The sequence below is a fragment of the Paenibacillus sp. FSL R5-0914 genome (assembly GCF_038004525.1).
Classification (GTDB): domain Bacteria; phylum Bacillota; class Bacilli; order Paenibacillales; family Paenibacillaceae; genus Paenibacillus_AQ.
Genome location: NZ_JBBORH010000003.1, coordinates 1351301 through 1371488, shown reverse-complemented (window position 1 = coordinate 1371488; position 20188 = coordinate 1351301). Strand labels below are relative to the sequence as shown.

General features: G+C 45.8%; 16 protein-coding genes. 1 reads left to right on the top strand and 15 read right to left on the bottom strand.

What is annotated here, in order from left to right; genetic code table 11:
• Positions 1-36 precede the first annotated feature (36 nt).
• The 13 genes from MKX60_RS29115 to MKX60_RS29055 form a co-directional block, all read right to left on the bottom strand.
• Entirely contained in the window at positions 37-1041 is a 1005-nt protein-coding gene (locus MKX60_RS29115) for a Gfo/Idh/MocA family protein (protein WP_341061699.1), read from the bottom strand.
• On the bottom strand, positions 1041-2039 hold the full coding sequence (locus MKX60_RS29110; RefSeq protein ID WP_341061698.1) for a Gfo/Idh/MocA family protein: 999 nt from the start codon (positions 2037-2039) through the stop codon (positions 1041-1043). Before MKX60_RS29110 ends, MKX60_RS29115 begins: the two co-directional genes overlap by 1 nt.
• Before the next feature lie 32 nt (positions 2040-2071).
• Entirely contained in the window at positions 2072-2977 is a 906-nt protein-coding gene (locus tag MKX60_RS29105; RefSeq protein ID WP_076283238.1) for a Gfo/Idh/MocA family protein, read from the bottom strand.
• 47 nt (positions 2978-3024) lie between these two features.
• Positions 3025-4092: a glycosyltransferase family 4 protein gene (locus tag MKX60_RS29100; RefSeq protein WP_081392984.1), complete on the bottom strand. Its 1068-nt coding sequence runs from the start codon at positions 4090-4092 to the stop codon at positions 3025-3027.
• Positions 4093-4123: 31 nt separating this feature from the next.
• Positions 4124-5992 carry a WD40 repeat domain-containing protein gene (locus MKX60_RS29095; RefSeq protein WP_341061697.1) on the bottom strand — a complete coding sequence of 623 codons (1869 nt, stop codon included), beginning with the start codon at positions 5990-5992 and terminating at the stop codon, positions 4124-4126.
• Positions 5989-7053, bottom strand: coding sequence for a zinc-dependent alcohol dehydrogenase (locus MKX60_RS29090; protein ID WP_341061696.1), 1065 nt, complete (start codon positions 7051-7053; stop codon positions 5989-5991). Before MKX60_RS29090 ends, MKX60_RS29095 begins: the two co-directional genes overlap by 4 nt.
• Before the next feature lie 64 nt (positions 7054-7117).
• Positions 7118-7996, bottom strand: coding sequence for a carbohydrate ABC transporter permease (locus MKX60_RS29085; protein ID WP_042126182.1), 879 nt, complete (start codon positions 7994-7996; stop codon positions 7118-7120).
• Positions 7997-8044: 48 nt separating this feature from the next.
• On the bottom strand, positions 8045-9010 hold the full coding sequence (locus tag MKX60_RS29080) for an ABC transporter permease (protein ID WP_081951079.1): 966 nt from the start codon (positions 9008-9010) through the stop codon (positions 8045-8047).
• Positions 9011-9119: 109 nt separating this feature from the next.
• Complete coding sequence (locus MKX60_RS29075) at positions 9120-10778, bottom strand: extracellular solute-binding protein (protein WP_042186709.1); 1659 nt, start codon at positions 10776-10778, stop codon at positions 9120-9122.
• 568 nt (positions 10779-11346) lie between these two features.
• The gene (locus tag MKX60_RS29070; protein WP_341061695.1) at positions 11347-12759 is read right to left on the bottom strand and encodes an extracellular solute-binding protein; all 1413 of its coding nucleotides are present in this window, start codon (positions 12757-12759) and stop codon (positions 11347-11349) included.
• A 158-nt stretch (positions 12760-12917) separates the two neighbouring features.
• Positions 12918-14156 carry a collagen-like protein gene (locus tag MKX60_RS29065; RefSeq protein WP_341061694.1) on the bottom strand — a complete coding sequence of 413 codons (1239 nt, stop codon included), beginning with the start codon at positions 14154-14156 and terminating at the stop codon, positions 12918-12920.
• Between the two features lie 334 nt (positions 14157-14490).
• Positions 14491-15144: a deoxynucleoside kinase gene (locus MKX60_RS29060; protein ID WP_042186705.1), complete on the bottom strand. Its 654-nt coding sequence runs from the start codon at positions 15142-15144 to the stop codon at positions 14491-14493.
• A complete protein-coding gene (locus MKX60_RS29055) occupies positions 15141-15764 on the bottom strand; it encodes a deoxynucleoside kinase (RefSeq protein ID WP_076283243.1) in 624 nt (207 codons plus the stop codon). The genes MKX60_RS29060 and MKX60_RS29055 overlap by 4 nt, the downstream gene beginning before the upstream one ends.
• 296 nt (positions 15765-16060) lie before the next feature.
• Here MKX60_RS29055 and MKX60_RS29050 point away from each other — a divergent pair, with 296 nt between their 5' ends.
• A complete protein-coding gene (locus MKX60_RS29050; RefSeq protein WP_341061692.1) occupies positions 16061-17584 on the top strand; it encodes a stalk domain-containing protein in 1524 nt (507 codons plus the stop codon).
• A 49-nt stretch (positions 17585-17633) separates the two neighbouring features.
• Here the strand turns inward: MKX60_RS29050 and nspC are convergent, their stop codons facing one another.
• Positions 17634-18770, bottom strand: a complete 1137-nt coding sequence (gene nspC / locus MKX60_RS29045) for a carboxynorspermidine decarboxylase (protein WP_042186699.1) — start codon at positions 18768-18770, stop codon at positions 17634-17636.
• A 9-nt stretch (positions 18771-18779) separates the two neighbouring features.
• Positions 18780-19979, bottom strand: a complete 1200-nt coding sequence (locus tag MKX60_RS29040) for a saccharopine dehydrogenase family protein (RefSeq protein ID WP_042126167.1) — start codon at positions 19977-19979, stop codon at positions 18780-18782.
• Positions 19980-20188: the final 209 nt, after the last annotated feature.

The following is a 20188-nucleotide window of genomic DNA, read 5'->3' as shown; positions in this document are numbered from 1 at the left end:
TTCCATCCTCCTCAAAGTTTTGTACTTACAGCATCCTCATTTAATTAAACGCACCGGTTGGCCTGCATGAGCAGATTGATAAGCGGTAAGTGCAACCTCAGTGGATCGGAGCCCATCTATTCCCGAAATCGGTACCTCCACCCCTTCTATAAGCGCCTGTACAAAAGCCTTCAGCATCAGTTCATTCATGTCATCTCCCCAGAAGGACCAGTTCCCTTTGCCAGATGCTCTTCCGTATACATTGTTTTTTTGGTTAAAAGCATCTATGGAGATAACACCTTTAGTTCCAATGATTTCTAGGGTCACATCCCCCCATGTGGGGAAGCCGGGATTGCGTGACCAGCTAGGATCCAGCACTCCGAACACACCATTCTCAAAAGTTACATGCACCATTCCAGCATCATCGATCGTCCGCTTGCGCTCTGAATCAAATAAGGTATCCGCATAGGCATACACCTGTTCTACAGAAGAACCAGAGAACCAGTTCATCAGATCCATCACATGCACAGTGTGATCTAGAACAGCACCGCCTCCCGATAGGGCTTCATCAGAGAACCATCTAGGACCCGGAAAAGAACCTCTGTTAGTTCCTTTAAAAGCGATAATTTCACCAATATCGCCGCGATCTAGTGATTCCTTAGCCCGCACAACCGGAGTGAGGAAGCGGCAAGGAAAGGCTGTCATAAGCTGTACTCCCTCTTCAGAGCAGACCGAAATCATGCGTTCCATTTCTTCCACTGACAGACCTAGCGGCTTCTCGCACAGTACATGCTTGCCCGCTCGGGCTGAAGCGATGGTTAGCTCAGCATGATAGACATTTTCCGAGCAAATAATTACGGCATCTATATTCACATCTTCCAGAAGTTCCTTGTAGTTAGCATAATAGGGAATCGAATGACGTTCTGCGAGCGCCTGTGTGCGCTCTGGCACCTCATCAGCAATTCCACTGACCGTCACTTCAGACATGTGCAGTAAACTTGCCAAATAGTCAAAAGCATGCGCATGCGCGAAACTGATCATGCCAATATTCAAACGGCTCATTAAATATCCCCCTTCACTTCAAGCTTCACCGGTTGATGGGTTATTGCCGATTGCTGAGCAGCTTCAGCCCAGCGTACAGCTTCCAGCGCATCCTGCGCAGTGACTATCGGCTCTTCCTCACTTGTTAGACAGCTTAGAAAATGCTCCAGTTCCAAATAATACGGATCCTTCAGCAGCACACTCGAAGGCGTCTCCACAAATCCCGATGTAGAGCCCGTCGTTATCGACTTGCGAATATGCAGACTTTCGCCATCCCCGGTCCCGCCTGAGATGATTCCTTCCGCATCCGCATATTCAAAAGAGGAGTGAAACGGCCCTGGATACCCCCAAAATGCTTCAAGCTGTGCAATGGTTCCATTCTTGAACCGGAAAGTGGCTGAAGCATAATTTATGTCTTCCGACTGGTGCTGGAACGCATATACTTCACGGGCTTCACCAAAAGCCCCACGAATGTAGTCAATGTCGTGAATCATTAAATCTATAATGACGCCACCGCTAAGAAATGGATCCCGAAACCATGCTTGCACGTTTCCGGGATGTGAACCCGCCCGTTTAGCATGGTATATTCCGCCTTGAACACTGCTAAGCTGCGTTATTCCCTCCGCAAGCTGTCTGTAAGAAGGAAAGAAACGAACGACATGGCCCACAAACAAACGTACACCGCGCTCGTTGCAGTAACGAATTGCTTCTTCCGCTTCCTGCGAAGTGAGTGCGAGCGGCTTCTCACAGATCACATGCGCACCATGGTCAGCCGCAATCCGTACCAGTTCTACATGCAAATAGGTCGGCACAGCAATACTGACCACCTCTGGCTTTACCTGCTCGAGCATTTCTTGTACAGATGTAAAATAGCTAACGCCCACTAAATTTCCTAGCACCTCAGCGGCTTTTTCAACGATGTCACATACGGCTACAAGCTCAGCTTCGGGCATGGACTTGTAGCGATCCGCATGAACAGTCCCCATGCCACCGCATCCAATCACTGCTGTCCTAATCAATACACTACACTCCTTTCAGATTGTGCTATCCTTTACAGACGAACATCAGCACCGCTTACCCGGCTTTCGTTGGCCGCTTCGATGAAGCGAATCAACTCTAGTGTTAGGGAAGATCGTACTGGTGGACAGTCCCCTCGCGCCATAGCTATAAATTTCTTCAGTAATTGCTGATGTCCTGCGTTGTAATTTGCTCCGAGCGCGTTAATTCCGTTACTCCCCCGTTGACGGTGCAATACGATATAGAAATCAGAGCCGCCTGTACGGTTTCCGCGGATCGTCCCGATTCGCCCGTCCTTCCACTGGCCGACTACCCATTCTTGCGCATCGTTACTGACGGCACGTACCGAATGACAACCTTCTCCAAGAGCGGCATATAACATCTCAGCAGCGTGTATACCATACCAGAATAACCCCGGTTGTGTCGGCTGAAGATCGAGTGGTCCAGTGCAATCCGCACCTAGAATAGCACCTGCACTTTCATCCTCTAAGAGGGCTACCAGCGGTCCACCGAAACGTAGCATAGAGCTGGAGAAAAATGGCGTTCCATACCTCTCCGCCAATTCCACAATCACCTTCGCATCTTCAGAAGAAACCGCTAACGGCTTGTCAATGAATACTGGCTTTCCGTAAGGAGCCAGCACCGCAAATTGTTCCTTGTGCACTCTCCCATCTACAGAAGTCAATAGAATCGCATGGGATCTCTCCGCAACTTCTTCTATAGAATCGAGCAATTCAACCCCATAGCGCTCCTGCAATTCACTGCTGATCGGTCTCACACGTGAATAGCTTAGCTCGAAATCAAGAGAACCCCCCGGATAACCGCAGTGTAACCTGCCACCCGGAATATATAGCGGATGAGATTCATCATTTAGCAGCGCCGCGAAAATCCTGCTATGTGAAGTGTCCATTCCTACCATACCGATCTGCAGCTCTTCCATTTCAACAACACCTCTTATTCGGTTGACAGCCCCATGGAGTGATCCACTTATTTAAGAATTAAACGTTCTTCCCTGAAACGTTCAAGTAGTTCCATGTATTCTTTTCCCACTTGTTCGATGCTGTAAGCAGTTCTAGCTTTCTGTTCTCCCAATGACTTCAAACCTTCCCTCAGACTATTCTGCTCCAGCAGTGCGCTCAATCTGTCCACACACTCCTCTTCATTGCCTGATTCGTATAGGGAAACACTTAACGGACCATCCAATAATTCCAGCAACGCCCCTACACTCGGAACCACTACCGGACACCTGCAGGCCATCGCCTCCAGTACGGTCATCCCAAAAGATTCATTGGTCGTGGTACTAATATATAACCCACCATTCTGCGCAACCGATGAATAATAGCGATGCATCTCATCGTAATCCACTTTGGGAATCCACTTGAAATGCTTAATCCCCTGCTGTTCTACCTTTACCATCAGCTGTTTCTTGATCTCGTCGGGAGCAGTATATCCCCCAACAAGCATAAATTGCAGCTCTGGCATCTTGGCATTCAGCTTTCCAGCAATGTTCAAATAGGACGACCAGTTCTTGTGATCATCCAGTTTACCCACCCACAAAATAGTGGCAGGCTCCTGCTCAATACCCGCTTCATATCGGAACAAATCGGTATCCAGGCAATTATTAATATGATAAGCACCCGCTATGCCGATACCGTCCAAATAATTCTTCATGTAAGCGGAGGGAGTGATCACATAGTGAAAAGGCAAACTATCTTTCGTTGCGGCCAACTTCTGCAGGGGTTCGGAATAGGTGGTATGTACCTCATGAATAATAACCTTTCCCTCTTGTACAGGCCCAAGTGCTTCATACAGCTCGTAAGTATCAATAGTAATAATGACATCGAAATCATAGACTTCCATGTAGCTCTTAATTTCTTCAACCGTCCCTAGAATTCGGACATGCTCATAACCTTCAAAAGCGCTCGCCCCGCCGTAATCCTCTAGAAAAGCAAAATGCACTTCCGAGTGGTGCCGCAAAAATTTAAGTCTATTTGCAAGTTGAGTGGTTACCCCACCCAGAATACAGAATTTATAAAAATATAAGATTCTCATCATCCCTCACCCTTCGCCAAGGATAGTGCAGACCTTACTTGTGCATCCGATACAATGCTGTAGTTCTTGCAAAAAATAGATCACCCTCACGGTCCATTGCCAGCAGCCGCGCATCGTCATCCAACACCTCAAGCTCCTCATTCCGCATATTAAACTTGAACAAGCGATTCATCGACACGCCGTACAACATGCCTTCCTTATAAAGCAGTTCATTACCACTGCGCCAAAAATGAGTCACTACATTCCAGTCCATGGGGAACAATGAGTAAGTCTTTATAGTTTGCTTCAGCTGTGGATCGAACCGAAATAACAGTCCCGCCGTCAAACCCCAAAGATGCCCTGCATCATCTAGAACCAAAGCAGAAATAGCCCTTTCCCCTTGCACCGGTACACCTTCCCATACTTTGCAGCGCTTCTCTAGATCCCAAATCATTAGAGAGGCATCCGCACGCTGAGGAGCAATCCCAAGTCCACCCCAGACGGACCCTCCAGCAAACAACAGCTGATCTCTACAGGTCAAGGACACCACACTCTGCAGCGGCAAAAGATTTCTGAACACCTCACGTGCACCGCTCGCAGGATTGTACAGTGTCAACGCTCCTCCATGCCGACCATAGGAAGGAACCGTTCCAATTGCGATCTCTTCTCCTGCCCAAGCCCAAGCAAAAGGGCGGTCCTGCTCCTCTTCCTGTAAGGAAAATAGCAGCTCTGGATTCTCTCCCGGCTTCCAATCTTCATTCGGGTCATATTTGAAAATATTCGCTCGCGGATATACACCTAGATAAAGACAATCGCTCCCAGCAAGCATACCTTCCGTCTGACCAATGCCCCGATATGAAATGATCTCGTCGGCTGCCTTATCGAATCTGGACAGCCCACCTGCGAAATACCCTCCGATGTAGAGAGCATCATCAGGTCCATAGGTTATAGACTGCAAATGGACCGATTGACCTTGCAGACCGAAGTCCTTGACCGTATACCGATCCGTCGCCGGATCGTAAATCCAGCAACTCCCGTCCCTGTATACACCCGTTAAGCAGCGCTCTTTCCGATTTAGAGCATGGTTATTCAGCCAGCCATAATCACCTGCCGGCTCCGGCATAGCTAGTGAAGTAACGAACAGGCTTCCAGTCCGGACATCATAACGCTGCAAATAGTCATCTTTAATGAAATACACATTTCCCAGCTCATCCGGCGGCGAAACACTAAGTCCACTCACATGATCCAAAGTGTCTCCCCACTCCTGCAGTTCCAGATCATAAATATACAACCGTGCAGACGGTGTAATTCGAGCAAAAAGCTTACCCTGAACGATGTTCAAGTCATAAACCAGTTGCTCGCCTTTACATTCATCTGGTAGCCTGATTTCCGAGCGTTCTCCCGTCTCCGTATCCAGTACAACAATATGCGGGGTTTGTGTACCAACTCCCACATAGAGCTTACCGTTCCACGCTTCCATAGAACGCGCATACTGTTCTCCAGCTACCATAGCACCGTAATCCCTAAACACTCCTGTCACTGGGTCATACTGGAACACTTTCCCCCCAGGATAACATCCCCCATAGATCCTGCCTTGCGTACCTGCTGCCAACCGCCACGTATAGAATTCACCGGGAATCATCTCACCCAGGTTCTCCACACCATTCTCATGAGTGTACCTGTACAAAATGCCACTTCCCCCGATATACACTCCGCCGGTTGTTAAGACTACACCCCAGCAATGATCCGAGCCTTCCAGCGCATAACGTTCCACCGCTTCTTCACCGCTCGGGTCTAGAACAAATAAGATACAAGGACTTCCGGAAGAAACAGCGTAGATCCGGTCTGCCCCTTGCCATGTTCCATAAGCTGAGGCCCAAACCGCCAGACCGTTCAGTGGTTCACCGATCCGCAGCGCCTTCATCTGCTCCCGCCTTCTTTCGTCAGCTGTTCCTTCACCTTCGTTTCACATCCAGAGACTGCTGCAGGATAAGCTAAGACCGCTCCCAACAGATCCACGGGGTCCTCTGCATAACGCCGAAAGGCTTCTTCACAGCGTTCGACCGGGAATATCGCGCTAATCAACGGCTTCACCTGAATGTCCCCTTCAGAGATTAACCGAATATATTCAGCCATATTACGACCTTCCGTCCATCGCACGTAGCCGTAAGGATAGTCGATCCCCTTCCGCTCATAGATAGGATCATATCGTCCGGGACCTCCGGCTCTAGAAATCAGCACTTGGGCTTCCTTACCGAACATCAGATCACGAGAGAAATCAGGCTTAACATCTCCAACCAACAGTACCTTGCCGCGATCCCGTACCCACTCTAGCGCTTGATCAATAAGGTCTCCGGTTTTACCGCCGGCGCATACAATGACTGCATCTGCTCCCATGCCCTCCGTCAGGTTAGCAAGATGTTCCTTAACCTTCTCCGGGCTAGTAGCAATATGTCTAATTCCAAGGCGCTCAGCCATCTCACAGCGCTCTGTAAGCAAATCATAGACGATCACTCGGCATCCTGCCGCCTTAGCAATCTGAGCAATCAACTGCCCAAGAATTCCGGCACCGATCAGCACAAGTGTCTCCCCAAACTGTGGTGCAACCTGCCTTACTGCATGTACTGCAATGGCTCCAAGCCCTACTGTTGATGCTTCCTCCGAACTAACATGGTCAGGAATGGGCACCATCAGATGCTGAGGCATTAGCAGCCATTCTGCATGCTTTGCATAAGGTCCGCCGTAACAAGCTACACGAAGACCCTCTGCCCAGTGTTCCATTCCTTTCCCACGTGTTCGGATTACACCCGCTGCACTGTATCCAAGTACAATTTGTTGCGTACGGTGCAGGCCATTCATCATTATTTCCGTTCCGGGGCTAATCGCCGAATATTCAGTCTGGACTAGTACAAATCCATCTTCAATGACTGGTGTCAGAACATCCGACATGCGAATCTGTCCTTCCTGAGATATTACCGCCTTCATATGTCTTCTCCTCCCGACTGCTTCAGAAACGATTCCGTCACATGCAGCATCTTTTCTATCGCTGTTACTCCTTCAACGCACCGATCATTACGCCTTTTACAAAATATTTCTGCAAAAATGGATAGATCATTAGAATGGGAACGGTAGCAATGATAATCGTAGCGAATTTAATAGATTCACTAATACGAAACACCTCATCTTGGGTAACGCCGGCCAGCATATTTTGCGCAGAGGATTGAATCAGGATTTCCCTCAATATCAATTGAAGCGGGAACAAATTCCGATCCTGTAAATAAATCATGGCCGAGAACCAACTGTTCCAGTGGCCTACCGCATAGAAGAGGGTCATCACCGCCAGAACCGGCATGGAGAGCGGAAGCACGATCCGCAGTAAAATTCTGAAATCGTGGGCGCCGTCTATCTTGGCAGACTCTATCAAACTATCAGGGATAGACTGAAAAAAGGTCCGCATCACTATCAAATTGAAGGCACTAACCGCACCAGGCAACAGCAGCGCCCACCGCGTATCATACAAGCCAAGCTCACGGACATTCAGATACGCAGGAATTAGACCACCACTGAAAAACATCGTGAACACTATGAAAGCCATAATGACATTTCTCCCCTCCAGATTCTTTCTGGACAGAGGATAAGCACCAAGTGTAGTTAGTACCAGATTAATCAACGTACCGACAATGACATAAAAGAAAGTATTTCCGTAAGCCGTCCATACCCGCGTATCCTCAAATACCAGCTTGTAAGCATCCAGATTAAAGCCGATTGGAAAGAAGCTTACTTTCCCCGCAGCAATAGCATGAGCATCGCTGAATGAGGAGACCAGCACGTACCACATCGGGTACAGGAACAGGAAAGAACACAAGATTAGAAACAGCACATTGCAGCTGTCGAAAATGATTTCACCCATACTGCGTTTCACAACCATTGTCTACCCTCCTAAAAATCGTACAAAACTCGTATCGGAAGCTTATGCTCACCATAGGCTGCTTTCAGTTGTTTTCCGGCTGATACGGTTGGCTAGAACGAGTAATGTGAAGTTAATTATGGAATTGAATAATCCTACCGCGGCAGAAAAACTGTAATTCGCTTCCATCACACCTCTTCTATAAACAAATGTTGAAATAACATCCGCAGTGACGTACGTTCCAGGATTGTAAAGCAATATAATTTTGTCCCAGCCCACATTCAGCAGGGTACCCACATTCAGAATCAAGAGGATTAACACCGTAGGCAAAATCCCAGGCAGCGTTATATTCGTTAGCTGCTTCCATCGTCCTGCACCATCTACAACTGCAGCCTCGTACAGGCTCGGATTGATGCCAGATAACGCTGCTAAATAGATAATTGAGTTCCAGCCCAGGCTCTGCCACATACCAGAACCCACATAGATCGTTCGAAACCATTCCGGCAGAATCAGGAACTGAATAGGCTCCGAGATCAGACCGATGCCAAGCAACAGGCTGTTAATAATGCCTCCGGGCTTGGTGAAATCAATAATCATCCCGCAGATAACGATCAGCGAAATAAAATGCGGCAAATAAGACACGGTCTGCAGAAAGGACTTCAGCTTCTTGAGCCGCAGCTCATTGAGCAGCAAAGCAAAAGCAAGTGAAGCAGGAAAAATGAAGATGAGTGAGTAGAAACTCATTAAGAAGGTATTTTTAAGCAGTCTGAGAAAATAATAGCTTTCGAAAAACTTTTCGAAATTCTTGAAGCCCACCCAAGGACTATCCGTGATCCCCAAGTAGGGGTTGAAATTCTTAAAGGCAATGATCGCCCCATACATCGGCTTGTATTCAAAAATCAGAAAATACAAAACCGTAGGAAGGAGCATGAGATAAAGATAGCGATTGGAGGCTATCCGCTTCCAGGGAATCGGACTCCTCTTGACCGGAAGCTTCCTGCTTTCAACTTTAGCGACTTTTACAGGTACAGCCATATAGTTCTCCTCTCCCGGACACTGGCGTTAGTCATAGCTGTCATGTGGCGAGCGGTCACAAAGCACTCTCTGAACCGCTCGGCCCACGACAACCTCCTCACAAGCTGAATCATTTCCCTTTAAATCGCTCGTATGCAACCTGATACTCTTTTAACACATCGTTAATTCCCATCTTCTCAAGTTGCTTCATTACTTTGTCATAGTCCTCAATCTTTTGGCGCCCCATGATCATGGCATTGATTGTTTCGGCTACATAGGTCTGAATATCGGCCATCAAAGGAACAACTACATCGTTTTCCTCTGTTGTGAATTGGACTGGAGGCAACTTGCTATCAAAATCGATATAGTCACTATATAACTCGAGCGGATTCTCCGTTTGCCCGTTAGCTTCTCGGATTTGTTCAGCATATCTGGTATCCGCTACCGTAGCCCAGCTTCCGCCCCCGATCGTATGGTTCAGCAGTTCTTGCGTATTCGTGAGGCCATTGGTCGGATGAGTTACTTCTTTCTTATAAATCGGTTCTCCGTTTACCAGATCATATGACTTGCCTTCAACCCCAAAGTTGTTCAGCAGAATGCCTTCTTCTGAGTATTGATAATCCAGCCATTTCATCACTTCCTCAGGATGTTCCGTCCGCGAGGAAACCGCTAATCCGTGTGCTGCTGCCTGCCAGCGGAAGGAGACATGACGTTGATCACCGTTCGGTCCTTTAGGTGGAATGGCTGGTGCAATTTTGAAGGTTGGATGTTTGCCCTCCATTAGGGTAGTAAAGTTCCCCATGTAGGAGCCAGACCAACCAAACCATGCCCCTGCCACATCGGTAGTCACCTTCTCAGTCAGCGTCTGGAATGTGGTATCTACCAGATAGTTCGGGTCAAGCAATTGTTCATCGTAAAGACGGTGCAGATAGGTTACGACATCCTTGAATTTAGGATCATTCGGTCCATATTTTACTTGGCCATTATCCACGAAGAATCCGTAGTCGACGCCAAAGGCAGGCGCGAATAACATCATGATATTTTCCAAGTTGACTGTGACTAGTGGAATTTCATCCTTTTTGCCATTTCCGTTGGCATCCTGCTCCCTAAAAGCCTTGAGCATGTTATACCAATCTTCGGTAGTTTCCGGCATAGACAGACCCAACTTATCGATCCAGTCTTTCCGTACTTGCGGGAACATTTGAGTGAGATCCTGTGAATCAAGAACGAGATTAGGCAGGTAAAAAATGTGGCCTTCAGGCGAAGTAATTTGTCCCCGGATATCCGGGTTGTCGTCGAGGATTTTCTTGAAGTTTGGCGCGTTTTTCTCAATTAAATCTTCCAGAGGAAGCAGCGCGCCTTGTGTACCATATTTTCCGGAATCCGTGCCCCATAGATCATTGTAGATAATGTCCGGCAGCTTACCAGATGACATCAATAGGCTAAAGGCTTCCGCACTGGCTTCCGTACTATGCTGAAAGTCAATATGAATGTTAGTGTTCTCTTCCATTTGCTGAAAGGATAATTTCTCATTAAAATTAGTTCCTCTGAAATTGCCGCCGCTGGGTGACCAAAGTGACAGTTCAAGCTTATCTGAAACAATCGGGAGCTGCAGACCACCTACTGTTTTACCTTCCTTAGCGGGAGCTTGCGTAGCCTTCTGAACTTCCGCAGTAGGATCTGCGGTATTGCCCGTCTTAGTATTCGAACCGCCGCAAGCAGATACGAGTGTAACTAATGACAACAGGACAGGCAGCAGCAGAACTAATTTCCTTTTAGCAACATTCATAATTCAACCCCCTATTAATAACTAAAAAATAAGATAATCATTATGATATATTCACTAACATCAATCAGAAGGAATCAACGATACATCAATAAATTTTTAAATGAGTCATCACTCTGAAAATTACCTTTTATAGGGGATATCCTCCTTTCAACTGCCTCTTTTCTACTTTAATTAGACGAAAACATCTGTTCTGACTTCTTTTTGATTTACATTTCAGAGTATCAGATCTATTATTTCACTAATCTGATATATATCTGATGTATTTTATTATATTTTCCAGCCTACATGATGTCAATATAATAATAAGAAATATCTCTAATAAGTGTGATCTTATATAACATGTACCTGTCGCAAAATGTTGAAATCCCTCAAATTTAATAGAAAACGCTTACAAAATTACTCGTATTTCACTGCTTTAAATAAGCCATCTCTGATCTCATACAGATTAGGCACAATATACAACTTTTGCTTGCTTTTATTTAAAAAAATGCGTAATAATGGCCCACCAGCACCATTATCACGCTTTACTGATATTCTAAAGAGAACAGCCTTCGCAGAAGAACACCTTTTAGACCTTCTTATCGGCAGCAGCATCCTGTTCCGAGATTAAGAGACTCAATTCCTCATGAAGCGTTTCCTCATCAATCATCTTAGACCAATAAGCGTTCAACAATTTACGAAAGCTTTTTAGAACGGCTATAGGAAGTCCTAAATCTTTAAGGTAGGAGAAGGTTGGAAATAGCTCTCTGTACATCAGATATCTCGAAGGACGATTCAAATGATCCGCCGTACTCATCTCAGCGATCCGCTTTCGAGCTGGAATACTTACTGTGCGTTCCCGAATAATTTTCTGTGCTTCTACGGAAGCAAGGAAGTTAACGAATTGACGAGCCGCTTCCTTTTGTCGTGAATTTCCGACCACAGCCGCTCCGATCGTGACCAGTAATGTCTTCTGCGGATCTTTTGTTTTCAGCCTAGGTAACGGAGCAAGATCATAGTTCAGCGTTAAGGCCTTGAATTCATTTAAATTAAAAAAGGTCGTCAGAATCATAGAAACTTGTTCTTGGACAAACAAAGAAATCGTCTCATCTTCATGATTACCAGCAAGATATTTAGGGAAAATCTGATGGTTGTTCACGAGCCGGCTATACACACTGAGACTATTTGCCGTCTCCGGACTAAGTGTACGGTGTTCGGTCCCGTCTGCCACGGTTTGAATCCCGCTCTGCAGCAGGAATACAGAATAACGGTTCTCGGAAGCAGGCACAAAATAAATAGCATGGCGTCCACGTTTCTCTGCCAACTGACGAGCCGCCTCAATTAAGTCATCCCAGGTCCAATAGCTATCCGGCTCAGGAAGATCCGCTTCCCGAAAATGAGCCTTGTTGTAGCACAGCACCACGGGGGAGAAGGAAATCGGATAAGCATACAACTGTTCTTCATGATAGAAAGCTTCTGTCGCGATTGGATATAATTCAGGATCAGGATCAAGCGATTCCAGCAGCTCAGCCGAGCCATTTTCAGCCATTTCCTGAAATTGCGTGCTATTCAGAGATACGGCATCAAGCATCCCATTATTGATCATCTCTACGGCAGAATTCACATGGTCAAAATCATTCAGCGCCAGCGGAAGAATATGAATACCGGGATGCAGTCGATGAAATTCACCAATTAGATCATCCAGCAGAAAGTCCTTGGACAGCGAGGCACTGCAGCCAAAATGAATACGGATTCTCTCCTGCACGGACTCCATAACCTTGCTTCCGACACGGTCGATTTTGACGATAAGGCCTTCTTGGACTAATACATCCAGCCCTCTTCTGACAGATTTATTGCTTAACTCAAACTGCTTGGCTAGCATACTCTCTGCTGGTAGATACGCACCTGGTTGTAGCACTCCACTTAGGATATCCGTACGAATCTTACCCACCATATGATCCAGTCGCTCTCGGAAGGAATGACGACCTGATTTATTATTCATGTACAATTCTCCCCGAAAAATTCAAATTTACATCATCTCCCTCTTATTTTGCGTCAACTCTGAATTGAAGTCAAATGGAAATTCCAGCAAATGCCATAAGAAAAGCCACCTGATTAGAGGTGGCAAACTTCCAAATTATCTATACGTAAGAGATTTCGCTATGCTAATTGTGTAATAACGAGATGTGCTGAAACAGATCTTGTTCCTCCAGCAAGAGGAGTAATAGTAAGTGCGGTGGAATTGCCAGCAGGATTCCGAACTGTCAGTATGGTGTTAATGACCGTTGTTTGCACTATAGCCATTTCTACGATTTCTGATGTACCTGTCGCACGTCCAACTACCGTATAGGCCAGATCTGCGCCATTAAGAGTCAAGATGAGTTGGCCTGCTTCGGTTACACTAACCTGAAACAACACCTGATAAGTCCCTATTGCCGCTAAATTAAAAGAACTAGGGCCCGTTCGTGCAATCGTCGTCCCGCTGGTAGGGCCATTTTGAGGAAAACTCACGTCTGTGCCCGGTGCTACAGTTGCTGCATTATCAGGGGGCATCAGGGCAAAAAAATCAGCAAAACCTAATACTCCTCCTGCTGCTCCGGTCGCTCCGGTTGCTCCTGCGACTCCTGTCGCACCGGTTGCTCCGGCCGCTCCTGGTGCCCCGGTTGCTCCGGTTGCTCCTGCTGGTCCGGCTGCTCCTGGCGCCCCAGTTGCTCCTGCTGCTCCGGCCGTTCCTGGTGCTCCGGTTGCTCCTGCTGCTCCTGGTGCTCCGGTTGCTCCCGCGACCCCTGTCGCTCCTGCTGCTCCCGGCGCTCCTGGTGCTCCTGTTGCTCCTGCTGGTCCGGCTGCTCCTGCCGCTCCGGGTGCTCCTGGTGCTCCCGGTACCCCAGGTGCTCCAGCCGCTCCAGTCGATCCGGTTGCTCCCACAAAACCTTGTGGTCCTATTGCTCCTGCAGGACCAGGTAAACCTTGCGGTCCCTGAGGACCTACGGCTCCTTGTGCACCCGGCACTCCTTGCGCACCCTGAGGACCAACGGGTCCCGCTACACCCTGTGGACCTATTGCTCCCGCTGGACCAGGTTGACCTTGCGGTCCTTGGGGTCCTGGGGGCCCACCGGCGGGACCTTGAGGTCCTTCTGCTCCTTGGATTCCTCGTGCTCCTTGGGGTCCTGGTACTCCTTGGGCCCCTTGTACTCCTTGGATTCCTTGTGCTCCTTGAGGTCCTGTAGCACCAACGACTGTTGGAGTGGTAACATTTACTTCGGGCGGAGGACATGTGACTTTTACAATCTTCTTAATAACTTTTCGACGATGTTCTTTTCTTTTTCTTTTCGAAGGAAATACAGTGGCGATTTTTTTCTTATGACACTTTTTATCATCTGGACAACTCAATACGTACACCTCCCTATAAAGATAGTTCAGTGTACGCATCTTATTAATTTTGGACATGGACCAATAACTAGTTTCTATTAGACTGGAACCTATTTCTATAAAAAAGGGCTATAAAAATAGGGGCTGGCCCTTGAGTAGATTACAATGTCCACACCAATTTGTATTGTTTTTCGTATTTTATCACTAGGACAACTGACATTTCCCTATTAGACCCATATCTATGATTTGGGTCTTTTTTTATTTTTACAAATCATCCCTCAAACTCAGTTTATATCGCTTAATTCGCTTTCTGATTTCATAAAAAAACAGCCCCCAAATCCCGGGGGCTTCTAACCATTAATTATTATATTTTATCAGCAGGCTTACGAATCGCATTGCCCACCTTCACAAGAATATCAGACATCGAAGTCTCATCATTTACATCATAATCATCAATGTTCAAACGAAGCACTGGACAAGCTGTAAACTCGTTGATCCATTTCGAATATCTGCCATGCATATGTTCCCAGTAGGAAACATCCGTTTGAATTTCCATCTCGCGGCCACGTTCATTAATTCGGGTCAGGATGGAAGGCAGGCTGCCTTCAATATAAATCAGCACATCAGGATGCGGGAAGTACGGCGTCATAACCATAGCTTCATACAGGCTGGTGTAGGTTTCATAGTCCGTTTTGGACATCGTACCTTGATCTGCATGCATTTTCGCAAAAATACCGGTATCTTCATAGATGGAACGATCCTGAACAAAACCACCGCCAAGTTCGAACATCTTCTTCTGCTCTTTGAAACGTTCAGCAAGAAAATAGATTTGCAAGTGAAAGCTCCATCTCTCAAAATCATGATAGAACTTTTCGAGATAAGGATTGTGATCGACCTGCTCTAACGAGGTTTGAAAATTAAGTCTTTTGGCCAAGGCGCCTGTTAAAGTGGATTTCCCCACCCCGACAGTTCCAGCCACGGTAATTATGGCATTTTCCGGGATATGATATGAATTCATTTCATTAGCTCCTTTATATAAGAGACAATTTCAGTGAAGTGTTCTGGATTCTCCACGAAATCGACTGCATTTCCATCAATGGTAATAATAACGGTCGAAGGCTCCTGAATGGCAAGAGCGGCCATCGCGTCATCATAATCTTTAATTAATTGCTCCAAATACGCAGTATCCATCCCCTCTTCAAAGGGCCGCCCACGTTTTTCAATTCTGTTTAATAACGTATCTAAATTGGCCTTAATATAGAGGATAATATTTGGCTTTGGCAGGTCATCCGTAAGCACATGATAAATTTGCCGATACTTTTCACGTTTCGTTCCATTCAGCGTTCGTTCTCCAAAGATCAGGTTCTTATAAATATGGTAATCCGAAATGACCGGGATCCCTTTATCTATGTATTGTGTAACGGTATCTTCAAGCTGTTTATACCGATTACAGAGAAAAAACATCTCCAGTTGAAAGCTCCAATCGTCCATGTTCTCATAAAATTTAGCTAGAAACGGATTCTCATCGACAATCTCTTTAATGATCGGTAAATTTAACTCCTCTGCTAGCATAGACGCTAATGTTGTTTTTCCAGCCCCGATTGGGCCTTCCACTGCAATAAACGGTGCATGTCTCATTGACGCTGACTTCCTCCTCAGATACGAACCTTTCAATAGCTAATCAAGCATAAACGCCTTCGGCGTCTTTATAAGGACGGTACGTGTGTATGCGTGAAATATAAGGATAAAGTATAGTGTGAAACTTATACTTTCTTTATTTAAAACAGACTAAATTATTGTATCACATGAGACCTTTCTTGTGAGCGGGTAAATATGAAGAAACTTTTCCAGTAGTTCTAGCGTCTAAATGTAAGATAATGGATTATATCGTGAACATATCAAATTTATCTAATAAGAAAAAGAGAGGTATTCCTATGAAAAAAAAATGGATCAGCATGGTTAGTGCTCTTCTAGTATTAAGCCTCGCCTGTAACGTAAGCGCAGCTGCAGCTGCAGAGAACACAACCACGACATCCAACCTCACTTCGTATGGCGCGGATTATCTGACGAAAACAGATGGTTCCTTCTGGGTATGGGGAGGTAATCGCTCCGTCCCTACGCAAATCCATGACCTGAATGAGGTACAAGCATACTTTGGTTCCCAATATGTAATGAAGAAAGACCTTTCGGTCTGGCAATGGAGAACATCGGCATACTCTGAAGCTGTTAAAGTGACCCCCGTTCAAGAGCTAGACAATCTGGTCGATATGTTCATGACGGGAAATAGAACGATAGCCCTTAAGGAAGACGGGACGATTCTAAGCGCCCCCCTTTCGTCCGATGGACTCACTACCTCCGCGTTCACACCCGTTTCCGGCGTCGATAACGTGACTGCTGTGGGCGGTTACTATGAGTCTGATCTTCATAAGAGCTGGACACGTTACGTGTTCTTAAAGAAAGATGGAACTATTTCTACTACACGCGATGACTTCGAAAGCTTCGAAACCATCCAGAATTTAACGGATATTATTCAAATCAAAAACAATCTTGCACTTAAGAAGGACGGCTCCATATGGAGTTGGCCAGTCCAAGATTATTACAAGAACCAAGGAGCTCCAATAGATCTATCTGCGACCCTTCTCAAGGGAATCAGTAATATTAAAAGTTTAAAAGGAAATCAGAACAGCCTATTAGCCATTGATGGGGCCTCTCAATTATGGTTCTGGGGTGCTACCATTACAGGTTCTTCAGACGGAACAACCTATCATGAACAACCACCGATTCTTCTAAAAGGGATCAAGAATGTAGTTGATGCTTACATCGTAGAGCGCTCTATTGTTGCATTAACCGGGGAAGGAAACGTCTATCAAACTTCTATTGAAAACGAAATGATGCCCGCAGATTCAAAATTCACACTTCTCGAAAAAGAAGTAAGTAGCCTAAAGAAAGGTGGACGACATATCATCATGCAAAAGAAAGACGGCTCACTCTGGGGCTGGGGCGTCAATAAGGACGCACAGCTGGGCTATGGCGACTATGAATTCAGCCATGCCGGGCCCGTTCCAGTGCAAAAGCCTATTTCGATCTCCTTAAACGGAGAATCTATCCCACTCTCAAATGGAGTTATTACTCGAAACGGACAAAATTTCGTCCCGCTTCGATCGCTGTTCGAAAAATTAGGAGCCACAATTACCTATAAAGAGAACATTACAGCTGCGAAAACAATAGATAAACAAATTATGATCACACGAACCACTACAGATAAACCGGCTCTCGCCATCAGTATTAACGGTGTAACTGGAGCGACAATGGTGAACAATAAATCCGTGAATCTTCCTACACTACCCTTCATCGTAAACGGTTCGATGTATCTGCCACTTCGCTTTATAAGTGAGCAGCTCGGAGCAAATGTCGAGTGGCTCCCACAGGAGGAGCGCATCGCCATCACGATGCAATAAGGAGTAATCAAAAAAAGGTGTCCCATCACGGGACACCTTTTTATTAATCTTAAGATAAACGTTCGCTGAAATCTTCGAAAGCGAACTGTTTGATTACTTTGATTCCCTCTTCTTCATTGTAACTAACAATAGAAGGCAGATTCACACCGTTAAACATATGATTCTTCACCATGGAATAATGGGCCATATCAAGGAATACGAGTCTGTCGCCGTATTTCAAAGGCTCCTTGAAGGAATAATCTCCGATAACGTCTCCCGCAAGGCAAGTCATTCCACCTAATCTGTACGTATAAGGAAATTCCCCAGGTTGTCCAGCATCGATAATGTTCGGACGGTACGGCATAGCCAGTACGTCCGGCATGTGGCACTCTGCTGAGGTATCGAGAATCGCAATGTCCATTCCGTTATGCATCACATCAAGAACGGTAGCTACCAGATATCCGGTATTGAGAGCTACTGCCTCTCCCGGCTCCAGATAGATTTCCACACCGTAAGTCTCTTTCATGTGTAGAATACACTTCACCAGGGTCTCCAGATCATAATCAGGGCGTGTAATATGATGACCGCCACCGAAATTAAGCCATTTCATTCCTTTGAGATAAGGTCCGAACTTCTCTTCGACTACTTTGAGCGTACGCTCAAGTGTATCCGAATTCTGTTCGCACATTGTATGGAAGTGTAGTCCATCAATGCCCTCAAGCTCTTCCGGTCTGAAGTTAGGGAGAGTTACTCCCATTCTGGAATAATTGTAGCACGGATCATACAGCGGAACTTCGATCTCGGAATATTCCGGATTCACTCGAATGCCGCAGCTGATGTGTTTCGGTGCATTCTTAACGCGATCCTTGAATCGATTCCACTGGTCAAAAGAATTGAACACAATGTGATCGGAGTATCCAAGGAGCTCATCAAACTCACTATCTATATAAGCTGGTGCGTACACATGAACCTCTTTGCCCATCTTTTCATAGCCAAGTCTGGCTTCGAACAAGGAGCTCGAGGTTACACCATGCAAGTACTTCCCAACTAACGGATACAAGGAATGCATGGAGAAGCCTTTTTGCGCGAGCAAAATCTTCGCTCCAGTGCGTTCCTGTACAGAATTCATAATCTCAAGATTACGTGTAAGCAATCTTTCATCTACAAGGTAACATGGTGACGGGACCGCGCTGATATCTATATCCATTATCGCGCCTTAGTCTAACAGCGTTGGCGAGAAATCTTCTTGCCAAGGCAGACCATGTTTATTTAAAGCTTCCATGAATGGATCTGGATCGAACTCTTCAACGTTGAATACGCCCGGCTTCTTCCAGATACCTTTTATAATTAACATCGCTCCGATCATTGCAGGAACGCCTGTAGTGTAGGAAATGGCTTGGGAGCCAACCTCTGCATAGCACTCTTCATGATCGCAAACATTGTATACATAATAAGTTTTTGGCTTTCCGTCTTTAGTTCCTTGGATGATACATCCAATGTTCGTTTTTCCTTTTGTTCTTGGTCCCAAAGAAGCTGGGTCCGGTAAAATAGCCTTCAAGAATTGCAGAGGAACGATCTCTTTTCCTTCATACATGATAGGCTCGATAGAAGTCATGCCCACATTCTCAAGCACTTTCAAGTGAGTCAGGTAATTCTGCGAGAAGGTCATCCAGAAACGGATCTTCTTTACACCCTTGATGTTAACGGCCAAAGACTCTAATTCTTCATGATACAAAAGATAAATATCTTTTGGTCCAATTTCCGGAAGATCGTATACTTTTTTCTCGGAAAGCGGTGCAGTCTCAATCCACTCGCCATTCTCGAAATAGCGGCCATTGGCTGTAATTTCACGAATATTGATTTCAGGATTAAAGTTTGTTGCAAATGGATATCCGTGATCACCAGCATTGGCGTCTACAATATCAATGGTATGAATCTCATCAAAATAGTGCTTTTGAGCGTAAGCTGTGAACACGCCCGTTACACCTGGATCAAATCCACTACCAAGCAACGCGGTAAGGCCTGCTTTTTCGAATCTTTCTTTGTAAGCCCACTGCCAAGAGTATTCAAATTTCGCTGTATCTTGTGGTTCATAATTGGCAGTATCCACATAGTGCACTCCTGTTGCCAGGCACGCATCCATGATTGTCAGGTCCTGATATGGGAGAGCGACATTAATAACGACATCCGGCTCAAAGCTCTTGATCAGTTCAATGACTTCGTCCGTATTATCTGCATCGACCTGAGCAGTAGAAATCTTCGTGCGGCCTCCGGCTAATTTATCTTTCAGAGCGTCACATTTCGCGACAGTTCTGCTAGCTATGCAGATCTCTTCAAATACATCCGGGTTCTGGCAGCATTTGTGAACAACAACACTGGAAACACCGCCAGCGCCAATAATTAACGCTTTTCCCAAAATAAAAACCTCCTAAAATTCCATTTGCAAAATCAACAAGGCTGATTATACATAATATTTTTGAATAAATCAATAAAAACCGACAAAAATTGATGTTTATTGTGTAAAATCTTCAAGGATTCTTGTTAATACTCTTGAATGCTCATATTTCCTCGATTATCCACCTATATATCTAATGAAAATCGCTGGAATGGAGTAAATTTCCGGAA

What these genes read in the sequence shown, in the direction of transcription:
- MKX60_RS29060 (WP_042186705.1), bottom strand. Translation starts at nt 15,144, where the DNA reads ATGAATTCATATCATATCCCGGAAAATGCCATAATTACCGTGGCTGGA.
- MKX60_RS29050 (WP_341061692.1), top strand. Translation starts at nt 16,061, where the DNA reads ATGAAAAAAAAATGGATCAGCATGGTTAGTGCTCTTCTAGTATTAAGC.
- MKX60_RS29080 (WP_081951079.1), bottom strand. Translation starts at nt 9,010, where the DNA reads ATGGCTGTACCTGTAAAAGTCGCTAAAGTTGAAAGCAGGAAGCTTCCG.
- MKX60_RS29075 (WP_042186709.1), bottom strand. Translation starts at nt 10,778, where the DNA reads ATGAATGTTGCTAAAAGGAAATTAGTTCTGCTGCTGCCTGTCCTGTTG.
- MKX60_RS29085 (WP_042126182.1), bottom strand. Translation starts at nt 7,996, where the DNA reads ATGGTTGTGAAACGCAGTATGGGTGAAATCATTTTCGACAGCTGCAAT.
- MKX60_RS29095 (WP_341061697.1), bottom strand. Translation starts at nt 5,992, where the DNA reads ATGAAGGCGCTGCGGATCGGTGAACCACTGAACGGTCTGGCGGTTTGG.
- MKX60_RS29070 (WP_341061695.1), bottom strand. Translation starts at nt 12,759, where the DNA reads ATGAATAATAAATCAGGTCGTCATTCCTTCCGAGAGCGACTGGATCAT.
- nspC (WP_042186699.1), bottom strand. Translation starts at nt 18,770, where the DNA reads ATGGATATAGATATCAGCGCGGTCCCGTCACCATGTTACCTTGTAGAT.
- MKX60_RS29105 (WP_076283238.1), bottom strand. Translation starts at nt 2,977, where the DNA reads ATGGAAGAGCTGCAGATCGGTATGGTAGGAATGGACACTTCACATAGC.
- MKX60_RS29100 (WP_081392984.1), bottom strand. Translation starts at nt 4,092, where the DNA reads ATGATGAGAATCTTATATTTTTATAAATTCTGTATTCTGGGTGGGGTA.
- MKX60_RS29055 (WP_076283243.1), bottom strand. Translation starts at nt 15,764, where the DNA reads ATGAGACATGCACCGTTTATTGCAGTGGAAGGCCCAATCGGGGCTGGA.
- MKX60_RS29090 (WP_341061696.1), bottom strand. Translation starts at nt 7,053, where the DNA reads ATGAAGGCGGTAATATCTCAGGAAGGACAGATTCGCATGTCGGATGTT.
- MKX60_RS29115 (WP_341061699.1), bottom strand. Translation starts at nt 1,041, where the DNA reads ATGAGCCGTTTGAATATTGGCATGATCAGTTTCGCGCATGCGCATGCT.